The organism is Micromonospora kangleipakensis (genome assembly GCF_004217615.1).
GTDB lineage: Bacteria > Actinomycetota > Actinomycetes > Mycobacteriales > Micromonosporaceae > Micromonospora > Micromonospora kangleipakensis.
The window spans coordinates 1,341,943-1,356,780 of the sequence record NZ_SHLD01000001.1; the positions used below are offsets into that span (position 1 = coordinate 1,341,943).

Annotated in this window: 16 protein-coding genes; 9 read left to right on the top strand and 7 right to left on the bottom strand. The window is 73.5% G+C overall.

The genetic code is table 11. The features are described from left to right. Positions 1-4: 4 nt before the first annotated feature. Together EV384_RS06525 and EV384_RS06530 are read left to right on the top strand one after the other, a co-directional pair. Positions 5-628, top strand: a complete 624-nt coding sequence (locus tag EV384_RS06525) for an HAD family hydrolase (RefSeq protein ID WP_130331060.1) — start codon at positions 5-7, stop codon at positions 626-628. A 28-nt stretch (positions 629-656) separates the two neighbouring features. Then, entirely contained in the window at positions 657-1,043 is a 387-nt protein-coding gene (locus EV384_RS06530; RefSeq protein ID WP_130331061.1) for a cold-shock protein, read from the top strand. Here EV384_RS06530 and EV384_RS06535 read toward each other — a convergent pair. Next, positions 1,004-1,834, bottom strand: a complete 831-nt coding sequence (locus EV384_RS06535) for a 1,4-dihydroxy-6-naphtoate synthase (RefSeq protein ID WP_130331062.1) — start codon at positions 1,832-1,834, stop codon at positions 1,004-1,006. The genes EV384_RS06530 and EV384_RS06535 overlap by 40 nt on opposite strands. 339 nt (positions 1,835-2,173) lie before the next feature. On the opposite strand from EV384_RS06535, the gene EV384_RS35820 reads away from it, so the two are divergent. Continuing rightward, on the top strand, positions 2,174-3,049 hold the full coding sequence (locus EV384_RS35820; RefSeq protein ID WP_242623960.1) for a GNAT family N-acetyltransferase: 876 nt from the start codon (positions 2,174-2,176) through the stop codon (positions 3,047-3,049). Here the strand turns inward: EV384_RS35820 and EV384_RS35825 are convergent. Together EV384_RS35825 and EV384_RS06545 are read right to left on the bottom strand one after the other, a co-directional pair. Beyond that, positions 3,021-3,671: a futalosine hydrolase gene (locus EV384_RS35825; protein WP_242623961.1), complete on the bottom strand. Its 651-nt coding sequence runs from the start codon at positions 3,669-3,671 to the stop codon at positions 3,021-3,023. The two genes, EV384_RS35820 and EV384_RS35825, sit on opposite strands and share 29 nt — an antisense overlap. Then, positions 3,668-5,263 carry an MFS transporter gene (locus tag EV384_RS06545; protein WP_130331063.1) on the bottom strand — a complete coding sequence of 532 codons (1,596 nt, stop codon included), beginning with the start codon at positions 5,261-5,263 and terminating at the stop codon, positions 3,668-3,670. The genes EV384_RS35825 and EV384_RS06545 overlap by 4 nt, the downstream gene beginning before the upstream one ends. 87 nt (positions 5,264-5,350) lie before the next feature. Between EV384_RS06545 and EV384_RS06550 the strand changes: the two genes are divergently transcribed. Then, entirely contained in the window at positions 5,351-6,190 is an 840-nt protein-coding gene (locus EV384_RS06550; protein WP_130331064.1) for a DUF3027 domain-containing protein, read from the top strand. A 3-nt stretch (positions 6,191-6,193) separates the two neighbouring features. On the opposite strand, the gene EV384_RS06555 is transcribed toward EV384_RS06550, so the two are convergent. Beyond that, on the bottom strand, positions 6,194-6,451 hold the full coding sequence (locus EV384_RS06555; RefSeq protein ID WP_130331065.1) for a DUF2530 domain-containing protein: 258 nt from the start codon (positions 6,449-6,451) through the stop codon (positions 6,194-6,196). Positions 6,452-6,540: 89 nt separating this feature from the next. On the opposite strand from EV384_RS06555, the gene EV384_RS06560 reads away from it, so the two are divergent. The 5 genes from EV384_RS06560 (at position 6,541) to thpR (ending at position 11,163) form a co-directional block, all read left to right on the top strand. Then, on the top strand, positions 6,541-8,019 hold the full coding sequence (locus EV384_RS06560; protein ID WP_130331066.1) for an NCS2 family permease: 1,479 nt from the start codon (positions 6,541-6,543) through the stop codon (positions 8,017-8,019). Between the two features lie 116 nt (positions 8,020-8,135). After that, on the top strand, positions 8,136-8,585 hold the full coding sequence (locus tag EV384_RS06565) for a MarR family winged helix-turn-helix transcriptional regulator (protein WP_207232247.1): 450 nt from the start codon (positions 8,136-8,138) through the stop codon (positions 8,583-8,585). Positions 8,586-8,654: 69 nt separating this feature from the next. Then, a complete protein-coding gene (locus EV384_RS06570) occupies positions 8,655-9,941 on the top strand; it encodes an MFS transporter (protein ID WP_130331068.1) in 1,287 nt (428 codons plus the stop codon). Positions 9,942-10,062: 121 nt separating this feature from the next. Then, the gene (locus tag EV384_RS06575; protein ID WP_130331069.1) at positions 10,063-10,572 is read left to right on the top strand and encodes a hypothetical protein; all 510 of its coding nucleotides are present in this window, start codon (positions 10,063-10,065) and stop codon (positions 10,570-10,572) included. Between the two features lie 12 nt (positions 10,573-10,584). After that, the gene (gene thpR / locus EV384_RS06580) at positions 10,585-11,163 is read left to right on the top strand and encodes an RNA 2',3'-cyclic phosphodiesterase (RefSeq protein ID WP_130331071.1); all 579 of its coding nucleotides are present in this window, start codon (positions 10,585-10,587) and stop codon (positions 11,161-11,163) included. A gap of 71 nt (positions 11,164-11,234) precedes the next feature. Here thpR and EV384_RS06585 read toward each other — a convergent pair whose 3' ends face one another. From EV384_RS06585 to serC, 3 genes are all read right to left on the bottom strand, one after another. Continuing rightward, positions 11,235-12,221, bottom strand: a complete 987-nt coding sequence (locus tag EV384_RS06585) for an aldo/keto reductase (RefSeq protein WP_130331073.1) — start codon at positions 12,219-12,221, stop codon at positions 11,235-11,237. A 170-nt stretch (positions 12,222-12,391) separates the two neighbouring features. After that, positions 12,392-13,462, bottom strand: a complete 1,071-nt coding sequence (gene sepH, locus EV384_RS06590; RefSeq protein ID WP_130331075.1) for a septation protein SepH — start codon at positions 13,460-13,462, stop codon at positions 12,392-12,394. 186 nt (positions 13,463-13,648) lie between these two features. Then, positions 13,649-14,776, bottom strand: a complete 1,128-nt coding sequence (serC, locus tag EV384_RS06595; protein ID WP_130331077.1) for a phosphoserine transaminase — start codon at positions 14,774-14,776, stop codon at positions 13,649-13,651. Between the last annotated feature and the right edge of the window lie 62 nt (positions 14,777-14,838).

The window sequence follows — 14,838 nt, forward strand, 5'->3', positions numbered from 1 at the left end:
CGGCATGCCTGCTCTGATGGTCGGTTTCGACCTCGACATGACCCTGGTCGACTCCCGTCCCGGGATCGCGGCGGCCTACCGGGCCCTGACCGCGCGGACCGGTGTGTACGTGGACGCCGACGCGGCGGTGTCCCGGCTGGGCCCGCCGTTGCGTACCGAGATCGCCCGGTGGTTCCCGCCGGAGCGGGTGGAGGAGACGGTGACCGCGTACCGGGAGCTCTACCCGGCGTACGCGATCACGCCGACCCTGCCGATGCCCGGCGCGGCGGCGGCGATCGGGGCCGTGCACGCGCGCGGCGGCCGGGTCATGGTGGTGACCTCGAAGATCGGCCGGCTGGCGAAGCTGCACCTGGACCACCTGGGGCTGGCGGTCGACGAGCTGGCCGGGGACCTGTTCGCGGAGGAGAAGGCGACCGCGCTGCGGGAGCACGGGGCCACCCTCTACGTCGGGGACCACGTGGCGGACATGGTCGCGGCGGAGGCGGCGGGCATCCCGGGCGTGGGGGTGGCGACCGGGCCCTGCTCGCCGGCGGAGTTGTCGGCCGCCGGGGCGCACCTGGTGCTGGGTGATCTCACCGGATTCCCGGCGGCGCTGGACCGGATCATCGGGCTAGCCTGGGAGCAGTAGACGTCTCGAGCGAAGCAGGGGTTCTCAGGTGCCGACGGGTCGAGTGAAGTGGTATGACGCGGCCAAGGGATACGGGTTCGTCACCAGTGACGAGGGTGGCGACGTGTTCCTGCCCAAGGGCGCGCTACCGGCGGGCGTCAGCGACCTGCAGGGTGGTCAGCGGGTCGACTTCAGCGTGGTCGACAGCCGCCGGGGCGCCCAGGCGATGGGGGTCAAGCTGCTGGAGGCGCCGCCGTCCGTGGCGGAGCTGCGCCGCCGGCCGGCCGAGGAGCTGCACGGCCTGGTCGAGGACATGATCAAGGTGCTGGAGGCGAAGGTCCAGCCGGACCTGCGCCGGGGCCGCTTCCCGGACCGGAAGACCGCGCAGAAGGTCGCTCAGCTGGTCCACGCGGTCGCCCGCGAGCTGGAGGTCTGAGGGACGAGCCCGGCGTCGGTGGCCCGGCCCAGCAGCGCCTCGACGGCGGCGAAGCCGGCCTCTCCCAGGTCGGCGGTGAACTCGTTGACGTAGAGGCCGATGTGCCGGTCCACCACGTCGGGCTCCATCTCCTGCGCGTGGGAGAGCACGTACTCCCGGCTGGCCTCCGGGTCGGCCCACGCCTGGCGTACCGACTCGCGGATCCAGGCGGCGGCCTCGACCGGGTCGACGGCACCCTTGCGGGCCAGGATCGCGCCGAGCGGGATCGGCAGGCCGGTGTCGCCCTCCCACCACTCGCCGAGGTCGACCAGGGCGGTCAGCCCGTGCCGCGGGTAGGTGAACCGGGCCTCGTGGATCACCAGGCCGGCGTCGTACCGGCCGGCGGCGACCCCGGGCATGATCTCGTGGAACGGCACCACCTCGATCCGCGCCGGTGGCCGCTCCGCCGACCAGAGCCGGAAGAGCAGGTACGCCGTGGTGCGCTCGCCGGGCACCGCCACGGTCGCGCCGGAGAGGTCGGTCCGGGCGCCCCGGGTGAGCACGAGGGGGCCGCAGCCGCGGCCGAGCGCCCCGCCGCAGGGCAGCAGGTGGTAGTCGTCCAGCAGCCACGGCAGCGCCGCGTAACTCACCTTGACCAGGTCGAATGCCCCGCGCTCGGCGGCCGTGTTGGTGACGTCCACGTCGGCGTAGGTCACCTCGACCGGCGGGGCGCCGGGCACCCGACCGTGCACCAGGGCGTCGAAGACGAACGTGTCGTTGGGGCAGGGCGAGATCGCCAGTGAGAGCGCCACGCCCCCACGTTAGCCCCGCTCCCGTCCCCGCCTCCGGCCCGCCCGTCCCGCTGTGAGCCCGCCCGCCGCCGGTCCGGCCGCCGGCGTGGTCGGCCGGCGCTCGGATGCGGCGGACCGGCAACGTCGGTGTCGGGTGCTACGAAGCTGATGACGTAAATGGATCAGGCACCTCGGCCACCGGTCGGGCCGGCCGGCGGGCGAGGTGAGTCATCCACGTCATCAGCTTCGTAGTAGCTCCTCACCTGATCCTCGTCCCCAGCGTCAGCCGTTTTCCACAGGGTTTTCCACAGCCGCCCGGAGGGTGTTGAAGGCGGGTGGGGCGGGGCGGAGCATGGCGGGGTGACGGAGTTCGGGCCACGGGTCGACCTCGGTGTGAGGCTCCGGGCGCTACGCCGCCAGGCCGACCTGAGCCAGCGACAACTGGCCGAGCGGTCCGGGGTGCCGCAGGCGACGATCGCCCGGATCGAGTCGGGCCGGACGCCCGACCCGAGCTTCCGCACCATCGAACGGCTCGTCGAGGCGGTCGGCGGCCACGTCGTGATCTCCGTCGTCGGGGCCGCCTCAGCCGCCCTGACGAGGGCCGGCGCGGCCCGTTCGCTGCCGGCCGTGCCGCACGAGGAGTTGCGGGACGCGGCCGGCCGGCACTGCCCGGCCCACCTGGACGCCCGCGAGGTACGCCAGCCACGGGACTGGCCGGGCGCCTGGTGGGCGCACTGGCAGGACCTTCCCCCTCAGCGCTGGCCGGTGTCCCTGCCGGCCGTGACCTACGTACAGGATCGGGGCGAGCGGGATCGGCTGCGGCGGGGCGACCAGGTTCGGCGGGAGGCCCGGGTGCGGCGGTTCGCGGGCGATGGCCTCCCCGCGACCTCGTGGCGGTTCCTCGCCGAGCTGCCCGACGGCGAGCTCGTCGGCGAGCTGCGGGCGCACGAGCGCAGCGTCGACCTGCTGCTCGGGTACGACCTGGACGACCAGCGAGAGCTGGTCCTCGACGGCGTCCTGGTCGCCCCCGAACACCGGCTGCTGGGCATCGGGCGCCGGCTGGTGGAGGCGCTCCGCGCCGAGATGGACCGCGCCGGTGTCGCCACCGTCCACGCCGTCGCCGAGTTCGGCGGTGTCGGATTCCTGCGGGCCTGCGGTTTCCGGGTCGAGTGGCGCCGGCCTTCGGCGCTCCGGCTGGACCGGCCGGTCAGCGCAGGGCGGCGGCCGCCTCGGTGAGGGCGGCGAAGGCCTCCTTCATCCGCCAGGTCCCCCGGTCCCGCGGTCCGATCGGGTTCGACACCGTCCGCAGCTCCGCGAAGGGCAGGCCGGCCTGAGCGGCGGCGACGGCGACGCCGTACCCCTCCATGGCCTCGGCCACCGCGTCGGGGTGCCGTTCGGCCAGCGCCTCGGTGCTCGCGGCCGTGCCCGTCACCGTGCTGACCGTGAGCACCGCGCCGACCGTCGCCCCCGGCAGCGCCGTCCGGAGCGCCCCGAGCAGCCCGGGGTCGGCGGGGACGGACACCCCGCCGCCCAGCAGCTCCGCCGGCATGCCCAGCTCGTCGACCGGGATGAAGCCCCCCGGCGACTCGGCGCCGAGGTCCGCCGCCACGCTGCGGGTCGCCAGCACGGTCCCGCCGATCGCCACCCGGCCGGCGAAGCCGCCGGCGATCCCCGCGCTCACCACCGCCCGGTACGGTCGCCCGGCCGCCTCGGCGAGCGCGAGCAGCCGGGCGGTGGCGGCGCCGGCGACCGCCGGGCCCACCCCGACCGGGGTGACGGTGACGGAGGGGTCGGTGAGGCCCGCCTGGAGCGCCGCCGCCTCGGCGGGCACGGCGGTCACCACCAGCAGGCCGGTCACGCGACCGGTCCGCGCGGTTCCCGCCGGTTCTCCTCCTCGGCCCCGCCCGGCCCGCCGACCGAGGAGGAGGGCCGGTAGATGTGGTAGCCGGGCGGCGCTAGACCCTCGTCGTCGACCGGGGCCGGCGTACCGCCCCGGGAGGGGGCCGGCGAGGTGGGCGTCGGATCGCCGAACCCGCCCTGCTCGGCGGCCAGCTCGTCGTCACCGAGCGGCCGCCCGAGCAGCCGCTCGTTGCGCAGCCGGCCGGCCACCACCAGGCCGCGCGCGGCCACCAGGGCCGCGACGCCGGCCACCACCGCGACCCCGATCCGGCCGGTGAAGGGCACGAGCCCGAGCCCGCCGCCGGCCACGAAGGCGAGCATCAGCGCGGTCTCGGAGTGGGCGAACGAGCTCGCCCGCAGCCGCTCCGGGATCCGCTCCTGGATCGACGCGTCGACCGCGAGCTTGGCGATCCCGCTGATCAGGGCGGCCACCAGGCAGAGCAGCGCCACCATGGGCAGCGAGAACTTCAGCGCGGCGAGGACCGCGACGCCGGCCACGATGATGGTGCCGCTGGACTGGATCGCGGCCGGTCGGTGGATGCGCAGCCGGGTGCCGACCGCGGTGGCCAGGAAACTCCCCATGGCCAGCGCGCCGCCGACCAGGCCCAGCGCGACCTCGGCGCTCAGCGTGCGACCGAAGAAGTCGGTGGTCAGGTCGCCCGCCTTGATCGCGAAGGCGAGGAAGAGCAGCAGGAAGCCGTACACCCCGCGCAGCGCCGCCGCCCCGATCAGCGTGGCGATCACCAGCCGGCCGGCCGGGCGGCCCCGGCCCAGCGGCCGTTCTCCGTCCCGTCGGCGCAGCGCCCGCAGCGGCCGGGGCACCCGCTCCGGCGGCTCCGAGTCGGCGCGCGGCGGCAGCCGCAGCGAGATCACCATGCCGACCAGGAAGATCACCGAGGCGACCCGGAGCGGCCACTGCGCCCCGAACCAGAACGCGGCCAGCCCGATCGGGGCGACCAGCGCCCCGGCCACCGTGCCGTAGACGCTGGCCCGGGCGCCGACCTGGGAGAGCCCGATCCCCTCCGGCAGCAGCCGGGGCACGGCCGCCGAGCGGGCCACCCCGTACGCGCGGGAGAGGGCGAGCACGCCGAACGCGGCCGGGTACAGGCCGAAGCTGCCGATGTAGTCGGAGATCAACCAGGCGAGGAAGGCCCGGCCCAGCATGGTCGCCGCCAGGGCGTACCGGCGGCCGTGCCGGAAGTGGTCGAGCAGCGGCCCGACCACGGGGGCGAGCATGGCGAACGGCACCATCGTCACGAGCAGGTAGAGCGCGACCTTGTTGCGGGCCTCGCCGAGCGGCACGTCGAAGAAGATCGTCCCGGCCAGGCCGATCGCGATCAGGGTGTCCCCGGCGCAGGAGATGGCGTGCAGGTCGAAGAGGCGGACCATGCCGACCTCGTTGCCGGCGCTGCGCGCCCGGGCCGACCCGGCCCGGCGGGTCATCCAGCGTCCGCCGGAGACCGAACCGCGGAGCAGCAGGCGGGTGGCGCGGATGCCCGTGCCGACGGTCCGCCCGAGGACGGACCGCCCGGAGCGGGAGGACAGCGGCATGTGCACCATCCTCGCCCATCTGATCCACGTGTGCCGCGCCACCCGGTGAGAACGACTCCGGGGAGTGCCTGTCACTCGACCGTGGGCATGGGGAACAATGGGTGGGTGACCAGGCCCGCCTCCACCCGTGCCGCCCGCCTCGACCAGGTCTGCGCCGCCGCCGTCGAGGTGGCCCGCGCCGGCATCACCGAGGTGGAGCCCGCCGACGTCGGCGACCACCTGCAGGCCGTCGCCGAGGGCGACCGGCTCGTCACGCACTACTTCGAGTGCCGCCTCGCCGGCTACCGCGGCTGGCGCTGGGCCGTCACGGTGACCCGGGTGCCGCGCAGCCGCCACGTCACCATCTGCGAGACGGTCCTGCTGCCCGGCCCCGACGCGCTGCTCGCCCCGGGCTGGCTGCCCTGGCAGGAGCGGCTCAAGCCGGGTGACCTCGGCCCCGGCGACCTGCTGCCCACCCCGGCCGACGACGAGCGGCTGGCCCCGGGCTACCTGCTCTCCGACGACCCGGCCGTGGAGGAGACCGCCTGGGAGCTGGGCCTGGGCCGGCCCCGGGTGCTCTCCCGCGAGGGCCGCACCGAGGCCGCCCAGCGCTGGTACGAAGGCGACCACGGCCCCTCCGCCCCGATCTCGGTGGCCGCGCCCGCCGCCGCCCGCTGCGGCACCTGCGGGTTCTACCTGCCGCTCGCCGGCGCGCTCCGGCAGTCCTTCGGCGCCTGCGGCAACTTCTACGCCCCCGACGACGGCCGGGTGGTGAGCGCCGACCACGGCTGCGGCGCCCACTCGGAGACGCTGGTGGAGGCGGCCGAGACCCCGGTCGACGAGCTGCCCACCGTCTACGACGACAGCGCGGTCGAGGCCGTGTCGGTCAGCCGCGCCCCGGGCTCGGTGGAGTCCGCCGAGCCGGCGGAGCCGTACGGCCACTCCTGAGCGTCAGTCCTGACGGGGCGCCGCCCGGCGGCGGCGCCGGTTGGCGTCGTGCCGCATCATCACCGCGAGACCGGGAAAGCCCCACAGGAATCCGGCCAGGCAGGTCCAGAGCCAGTTCTGATGCCCGTGCTCGGTGAGCCAATCGCGACAGAAGATCAGCAGGACCAGCCCGACCACCGCCCAGGCGACCAGCCCGGCGACGGCGATCGGCACCATCGGGGGGTCGAGGGGTTCGGGCCGCGGCGGTTGCTCTTCTGGCACGGGGAAAGGGTACGCGATCGGCCTTCCCCGCCGGCCGGGTGATCTGGGACGATGCGCGCGACCGACGGTAGATCACCTGCGAGGACCTGATGGCCATTGCCCCGCCGGACGGCGGTACCCCGCCCGATCCCACCCACCCCCGCAACGCGGTCGACCGGTTCTTCGAGATCTCCGCCCGCGGTTCGACCGCGGGCCGCGAGGTACGCGGGGGCCTGGCCACCTTCTTCACGATGGCGTACATCGTGGTGCTCAACCCGCTCATCCTGGGCGGCGCCGTCGACGGTGCCGGCCGGAAGCTCGCCATCCCCGCGCTGGCCGCCGCGACCGCGCTGGTCGCCGGCCTGATGACCATCCTGATGGGGGTCGTCGGGCGGTTCCCGATGGCGCTCGCCGCCGGTCTCGGCGTGAACGCGCTGGTGGCGTTCGAGATCGCGCCGGAGATGACCTGGGCGGACGCCATGGGCCTGGTGGTGATCGAGGGTGTGGTGATCGGCATCCTCGTGCTCACCGGGCTGCGCACGGCGGTGTTCCGCTCGGTGCCGACCCAGCTCAAGACCGCGATCGGCGTCGGCATCGGTCTCTTCCTCACCCTCATCGGCCTGGTCGACGCCGGCTTCGTCCGGCGGCTGCCGGACATCGCCAACACCACCGTGCCGGTCGGCCTGGGCGTCAGCGGCAAGATCGTCAGCTGGCCGATGCTGGTCTTCGTGGTGGGCCTGCTGCTCACCGTGGTGCTGGTGGTCCGCCGGGTACGCGGCGCGATCCTGATCGGCATCCTCACCTCCACCGTGCTGGCGATCATCGTGGAGGCGATCGGCCACATCGGCCCGTCCTTCGTGAACGGGAAGCCCAACCCGAAGGGCTGGGCGTTGAACGTGCCGACGCTGCCGGAGAAGATCGTCGACGTCCCGAACCTCTCGCTGCTCGGCGACTTCGACGTGCTGGGCTCGTGGAGCCGGGTCGGCTGGCTGGTCCCGCTGATGTTCGTCTTCACCCTGCTGATCACGGACTTCTTCGACACCATGGGCACGATGGTCGCCATCGGCCAGGAGGGGGGCATGCTCGACGAGCGGGGCACCCCGCCGCGGGCGAAGGAGATCCTGCTGGTCGACTCGATCGCCGCGGCGGCGGGTGGTGCGGCCAGCGTCTCCAGCAACACGTCGTACATCGAGAGCGCGGCCGGTGTCGCGGAGGGCGCCCGGACCGGCGTGGCCAACCTGGTCACCGGCGGCCTGTTCCTGCTGGCCATGTTCCTGGCGCCGCTGGCCGTGGTGGTGCCGTTCGAGGCGGCCTCGACGGCGCTGGTGGTGGTCGGCTTCCTGATGATGACGGCGGTGCGGACCATCGACTGGACCGACTACGAGATCGCGATTCCCGCGTTCCTCACCATCGTGCTGATGCCGTTCACCTATTCGATCTCGAACGGCATCGGCGCCGGCGTCATCACCTACGTGCTGGTCAAGCTGGCGCGGGGGAAGGCGCGGGAGATCCACCCCTTGCTGTACGCGGTGGCGGCGCTCTTCGTGCTGTACTTCCTGCGCGGGCCGATCGAGTCCGCGGTGCTGTAGATCTGGGCCGTGGCTGGGTGTCGAATCGGATGCCCAGCCCGGAACAGGATAAACCTCCTGGTGAGCATGGTCATATCGCATGTCGTTAGCCAGGCTCATTAGTTAAGCTAACGATTGTGACGGAGCGGACGGTGACGGCGAAACGCGTGCCACCGGCGCAGCTGGCCCCTCAGCTGCGTGATGCGATCACCCGGCTCAACCGGCGGGTCCGACAGGCCCGACCGGTCGGCGACCTCACGGTCACCCAGCTCTCCGCGCTCACCAGCCTCAAGCTGGCGGGCGCGCTGACGCCCCGGGAACTGGCCGACATCGAGCGGGTGCAGCCGCCGACGATGACCAAGATCGTCGCGAAGTTGGAGGAGCGCGGCCTCGTGCAGCGCACCCCCCATCCGACCGACGGCCGGCAGGTCATCCTGGCGCCTACCGAGGGGGGACGGGCCGTGCTCGACCAGTTCGAGCGGGCCCGCAACGAGTGGCTGGCCAGCCGACTGGCCGCGCTCACGGAGGACGAACGCGACACGCTGCGGCGGGCCGCCGAGATCCTCCAGCAGCTCGCTCGCGCCTGACTCGAGCGCCCCGCGGTCCGCGCCGTCCACGCTGGATGACGCGTACGACCGCAAGGAGGCGCACCAAGAGTGCAGGCGAAGCTGAGCACGATGTTCCAGTCCCTACGAGTCCGTAACTACCGACTCTTCGCCACCGGACAGCTGATCAAACTGATCGGCGTCTGGATGATGTTCATCGCCCAGGACTGGCTCGTCCTCGAGCTCTCCGACAACTCCGCCACCGCGCTCGGCGTGGTCACCGCGCTCCAGTTCACCCCCGTACTGCTGCTCACCCTGCTCTCCGGCCGCCTCGCCGACCGGTACGACAAGCGGCTGCTGCTCTTCGTCGCCAACGCGTTCTGGACCGTGCTGGCGCTGGGGATGAGCCTCCTGGTGCTTACCGGGCTGGTGCAGCTATGGCACGTCTTCGCGTTCGCGGTCCTGCTCGGCGTGGCCAACGCGGTGGAGACCCCGGTCCGCCAGGCCTTCGTCTCCGAACTGGTCGGCATGCCGCTGCTGCCGAACGCGCTCTCCCTCAACGCGGCCACCTTCAACTCGGCCCGGATCATCGGCCCGGCCCTCGCCGGCCTGGCCATCGCCGCCTTCGACGTCGGCCCGGTCTTCCTCTTCAGCGCGCTCAGCTCGATCGCCCCGCTGGTCAACGTGGTCCGGATGCGCGCGACCGACCTGCACCGCAAGGACCTCCCGCCGGTCGGCGAGCGGGACCAGGCGAAGGTGATCGACGGGCTGCGCTACGTCTGGCGCCGGGCCGACCTGCTGCTGCCGATGGCCCTGATGTCCGTGGTCGGCATGACCCTGTTCAACTTCCAGCTCACCCTCGCCGCGCTCGCCAAGACCGTGTTCAACACCGGCGCCGCCTCGTTCGGCCTGTTCAGCACCGCCCTGGCCTGCGGCGCGCTGGCCGGAGCGCTGGCCGGCACCGGACGACGTAGCCGCCCGTCGGTCTGGCTGGTGCTCGGCGCGGCGATCGGCTGCGCCAGCTTCGGCACCCTGGTCGGGCTCGCGGGGGCGTACTGGCTGGTGGTGGCGCTGCTGCTGCCGACCGGGTTCTTCATGGTCTTCTTCGCCCAGGCCGCCAACCAGCGGGTCCAGCTCGGCGTCGACGCCGCCTTCCGCGGCCGGGTCATGGCGCTCTGGGTGCTGGTGTTCCTGGGCACCAACCCGGTGGGCGCGCCGGTGATCGGCTGGGTGGCCGAGACCTTCGGCGCCGGGGCGAGCATCTGGATCGGCGGGCTGATCTCGCTGGGCGCCGCGCTGCTCGCGCTCACCTGGCAGCTGCGCCGCTCCGGCGCCCGGCTCCGGATGCGGGTGCTGCCCATGCCGCGCTTCTACGTGGTGTCGCCCACCGGCGAGTGACGCCGGAGATCGCCCTCGAAAGACCGGTTCCCGTCCCGGGGACCGGTCTTTGCGCACTCATTCGCGTCCGGATACCGGCAATCGGGTGGCGGGCGGTCACGGCGGCGCTTAGCGTCGATGCATGGGAGTAGGGCGGGGTCTACTGCTGATGTTGGCGATCCTCGCCGTCTGCTGCCTGCCCGCCGCCTTCGCGCTGCTCTTCTGCGCCGACGAGATCATCGACCGGGTGGCCTGCCGGTGGGCCGAGTGGCGGGAGCAGCGGCGGGAACGCCGCACCATCGCCCGGCTGGACCGGGCCATCGAGGCGGACGCCCTCACCCGCGACATCGACCTGACCGAGTTCGACCGGAACGGCCGCCGTCCGCTGGAGCAGATCGCCGCCGACCTGCGCCGCTTCGGCGGGCACCGGCTCGCCGCCGCCGACCGCTCGGTGGTCTGGCACGGCGCGGTCATCGACGCGTACGACGAGCGGCTGCGGGCCGCCTGCCGGGCGCTGGACATCCCCGAGCACCTGGCCGAGCTCGAGGGTGTGGACCGGGAGATCGAACGGGTCCGGGTGGAGGGGCTGCTGCACGCCGCCGGGATCACCCTGCCGACCGCCCGGGCCGGGCACCGCCAGCGGCACCGCTGAGCGGGGTTTCAAGTGCGGCTCTTCGTCGCGGTCTACCCGCCCCGGCCGGCGGTCGACGACCTGACCGCCCAGGTGGCCGGGCTCCGGGTGGGTGCCGCCTCCACCGCCGGCACCAACGTCCGGCTGGCCGACCCGGCCCACGCCCACCTCACCCTCGCCTTCCTCGGCGACGTCGAGGAGGGGCGGCTGGTGGAGGTGGAGAGCACGCTCGGCCTGGCCGCGGAGACGTTCCGGGACGGACGGGACAGCTCGCCCCGGCTGCGCCTCGGCGGTGGGGGGAGCTTCGGGCGGGGCCAGTTCACCGTGCTCTGGGTGGACCTCCGGGGTGACGTCGAGGCGCTGGCGATGCTGGCCCGGCTGATCCGGTTCGGGCTGCGCCGGGCCCGGCTGCCGCACGACGAGAAGCCGTTCCGGGCGCACCTGACCATCGCCCGCCCGGGCGACCGGATCGACCGCGCCGACGTGCTCGCCGACCGGGAGACCCTCGCCAACTACCTCGGGCCGGAGTGGCCGGCGAGCGAGCTGGTCCTGGTCCGCAGCCACCCGGGCCCGCGCCCCACGTACGACCGCCTCGCCACCTGGCCGATCTGACCGCATTTTTGCGGCATGTCGCGGTCATCCCCGTGCGGGACACCGCGACATGCCGCAAAACTCCACCGGCGCTACCAGGCCCAGGCCTCCGGGCCGGGGCCGCCGTTGCCGACCGGGGGGAAGAGCTCGTCGAGGCGCTTCAGCGTCGCCTCGTCGAGGTCCACCTCAAGCGCGCCGAGGGTCCGGTCGAGCTGGTCGAGGGTGCGCGGGCCGATGATCGGGGCGGTCACCCCGGGGCGGGAGAGCAGCCAGGCCAGCGCCACGTCGGCCGGGTCGTGGCCCAGGTCGGCGCAGAGCTTCTCGTACGCCTCGACGGTCGGCCGGTGCTCGGCGAGCGCGTCGGCGGCGCGGCCGCTGGTGCCGCGCGCCGCGCCGCCCTCGGTCATCTTCCGCAGCACCCCGGCGAGCAGCCCGCCGTGCAGCGGCGACCAGGGGATGATGCCCAGCCCGTAGTGCTGGGCGGCGGGGACCACCTCCAGCTCGACGTGCCGGGTCATCAGGTTGTAGATGCACTGCTCGGAGACGAGGCCGAGGAAGTTGCGCCGGCCCGCCGCCGCCTGCGCCTGCGCGATGTGCCAACCGGCGAAATTGGACGATCCGACGTAGATGACCTTGCCCTGGGCGACCAGGGTCTCCATCGCCTGCCAGATCTCCTCCCACGGAGTGGTCCGGGAGATGTGGTGCATCTGGTAGAGGTCGATGGTGTCGGTCTGCAACCGGCGCAGCGACTCCTCGCAGGCCCGGATGATGTGCCGGGCGCTCAGGCCCTGGTCGTTGGGCCAGTCGCCCATCTTGCCGTAGACCTTGGTGGCCAGCACGACCTTGTCGCGCCGACCGCCGCCCTGGGCGAACCAGCGGCCGATGATCTGCTCGGTGATGCCCTCACCGAGCTGCCAGCCGTAGACGTTCGCGGTGTCGAAGAAGTTGATCCCGTGTTCCAGCGCCCGGTCCATGATGGCGAAGCTGTCCGGCTCGGTGGTCTGCGGCCCGAAGTTCATGGTGCCGAGGCAGAGCCGGCTCACCGAGAGACCGGTGCGTCCCAGGTTCGTGTACTCCATGGGTCCACCCTGGCACGCGGGCACTTCGAGTGCCTTACGACAACCCCAGTTCGGCTGACGGCCATCATTCGGCCTCCGCGCCGCTTGGCGGCGCTCCGGACCGAATGAAGGCCGGTCTGACGCCGCGCTGCGACCTGGAGCCGTCGCGCGTTACCGGGGTGGCCGATGGATCAGGAGGACTCGCGGGCCGCCGGACCGGTGCCGAAGAGAACGTCGTCCCAGCTCGGCAGCCGCTTGCGCGGCTTGCCGGAGGCGTCCGTGGACTCGCCGCCAGCGGCCGCCGCCGCGCCCGTCCGGCGCGGTCGGAGCACCGCCAGCGACGGTACGGCCGGGACCTCCTTCGGCGCGTCCGAGTCGTCGTCGAACGCCGAGCCCTGACCGCCGCCGAGCAGGGCCGCCGCCCCGCCGCCGACCGCCCGCTGGCGGGGCGCGTCCTGCGCGGCCGGCGAACGCGGGTCGAGCCCGCGCCCCGAGGTCGAGCCGAGCGGCCGGTCCAGCGAGGCGAGCAGCGCGTCCCGCCCGGCCCGGATCGGGTCCCGACCCGGACGCGCGTGCTCGCCCGCCGACGGCAGGCCGTGCCCGCCCCGGCTGGGCTCGCCGCGCGACGGGCCGGGCAGCGCGTGGCCGCCCCGCTCCGGCGCCGGCTCCTGGCCGAGGATCGGGGTGGGGCGCTCGGCGCACAGATACTGCGCCATGTCGTCGTGCGGGGTGACGTTCTGCCGGAGCTTGTCGAGATCCCAGACCGCCTGCGCGGTGGCCTTGCCCGACGGCCAGGTGGCGACGATGCGCCAGGTGCCGTCGTCACGCCGGTACGCGTCCCAGGAGATCTTCTCGGTGTCGATGCCGTGCTGGGCCAGCCGGCCGTTGACCACCTCGGCCAGCGGGGTCGGCTTCTCCGCGCCCTTCAGCCGGGTGCGCCGGGCGTGCTGGGCGAGCATGGCCCGCTCCTGGAGCACCGGGCCGGCGTAGCGCAGGACGCGGTCGACCGGGACGCCGGCGATCCGGGCGACGTCCTCGGCGGACTCGCCGGAGCGGATCTTGGCCTGGATGTCCCGCGGGGAGAGCGACGGCATCGGGTCGGCGGCGGTCGGCACCACCGCGAGGGGGGCCGCGCCGGGCTCGGCGTGCAGCGCCGAGGCGATGCGTTCGTCGATGGGGAGGGCGAGCAGGCGCCCGACCTCGTCGGCGAGCACCATAGCCTGGCCGTCCTCCGAGAGGGCGACGAAGCGTACTGGGCGCATGGCGTTGCCTCCGTCCCGCTTCGCTGGCCGTCACGCCACGAGCCGGCCACCCGGGCGTCTCGGACCACCGTACGCTCATCTACCCGGAGGTGGGGGATGCGACACCCGGCATGTCGCGACTGAGCTGCGGCGATGATCACTGTGGGTGGTCGCCGGAGCTCCGACGACCACCCACCGTGACAGCTGTTAGAGCCGCTCCACCACGTAGTCGATGCAGGCGGTCAGCGCCTCCACGTCGGCCGGCTCGACGGCCGGGAAGAGCGCGACCCGGAGCTGGTTGCGGCCCAGCTTCCGGTACGGCTCGGTGTCCACGATGCCGTTGGCGCGCAGCACCTTGGCGATCGCCGAGGCGTCCACCCCGTCGGCGAAGTCGATGGTGGCGACCACGTTGGAGCGCAGCGCCGGGTCGGCCACGAACGGGGTGGCCACCGCCGAGCGCTCGGCCCAGCCGTACACGATGCCGGCGCTCTCGGCGGTCCGCTTCGCCGCCCAGGACAGGCCGCCCTGCGAGTTCATCCAGTCGGTCTGCTCGGCGGCCAGGAAGATGGTGGCCAGCGCGGGCGTGTTGTACGTCTGCTCCAGCCGCGAGTTGTCGATCGCGGTGACCAGGTCGAGGAAGGCCGGGATGTAGCGGCCCGACGCCTTGATCTCGGTGGCCCGCTCCAGTGCGGCCGGCGACATCAGGGCCAGCCAGAGGCCGCCGTCCGAGCCGAAGCACTTCTGCGGGGCGAAGTAGTAGACGTCGGTCTCGCCGACGTTGACGTCCAGGCCGCCGGCCCCGGAGGTGGCGTCGACCAGCAGCAGCGAGCCCTCGTCGGCGCCGGCCACCCGGTTGATCGGCACGGCCACGCCGGTGGAGGTCTCGTTGTGCGGGGTGGCGTAGACGTCCACGCCCGCCTCGGCGACCAGGGTCGGCGCGCTGCCCGGCTCGGCCTTGCGGACGGTCGGCTCGCCCAGGAACGGCGCGTCCTTGACCGACTTGGCGAACTTGGCGCCGAACTCGCCGAAGCTGGCGAACTGGGCCCGGTCCCGGACCAGGCCGAAGGTGGCGACCTCCCAGAAGGCGGTGGTGCCGCCGTTGCCGATCACCACCTCGTACCCCTCGGGCAGGGCGAAGAACTCGGCGATGCCCCGGCGGAGCCGGGCCACCTGGTCGCGGACGGTCTGCTGCCGGTGCGAGGTGCCCAGGTAGCTGGTGGCCACGTCGGCAAGGGCGGACACCGCCGCCGGACGGACCTTGGACGGCCCGCAGCCGAACCGCCCGTCGGCGGGCTTGATGTCGTCGGGAATCCGGATGGTCGGTGCGTCAGCCACGGTGGTCGAGATCCTTCCGCAAGGGCGAGGGCGGGCCCGTTCAGCGGGCGCGGATCGACGGC

Bases quoted from the DNA above. Each gene is read 5' to 3' on its own strand.
- EV384_RS06560 (WP_130331066.1), top strand. From the start codon at position 6,541: ATGGCCATTGCCCCGCCGGACGGCGGTACCCCGCCCGATCCCACCCAC.
- EV384_RS06545 (WP_130331063.1), bottom strand. From the start codon at position 5,263: ATGCCGCTGTCCTCCCGCTCCGGGCGGTCCGTCCTCGGGCGGACCGTC.
- EV384_RS06550 (WP_130331064.1), top strand. From the start codon at position 5,351: ATGGGGAACAATGGGTGGGTGACCAGGCCCGCCTCCACCCGTGCCGCC.
- EV384_RS06575 (WP_130331069.1), top strand. From the start codon at position 10,063: ATGGGAGTAGGGCGGGGTCTACTGCTGATGTTGGCGATCCTCGCCGTC.
- EV384_RS06585 (WP_130331073.1), bottom strand. From the start codon at position 12,221: ATGGAGTACACGAACCTGGGACGCACCGGTCTCTCGGTGAGCCGGCTC.
- EV384_RS06525 (WP_130331060.1), top strand. From the start codon at position 5: ATGCCTGCTCTGATGGTCGGTTTCGACCTCGACATGACCCTGGTCGAC.
- sepH (WP_130331075.1), bottom strand. From the start codon at position 13,462: ATGCGCCCAGTACGCTTCGTCGCCCTCTCGGAGGACGGCCAGGCTATG.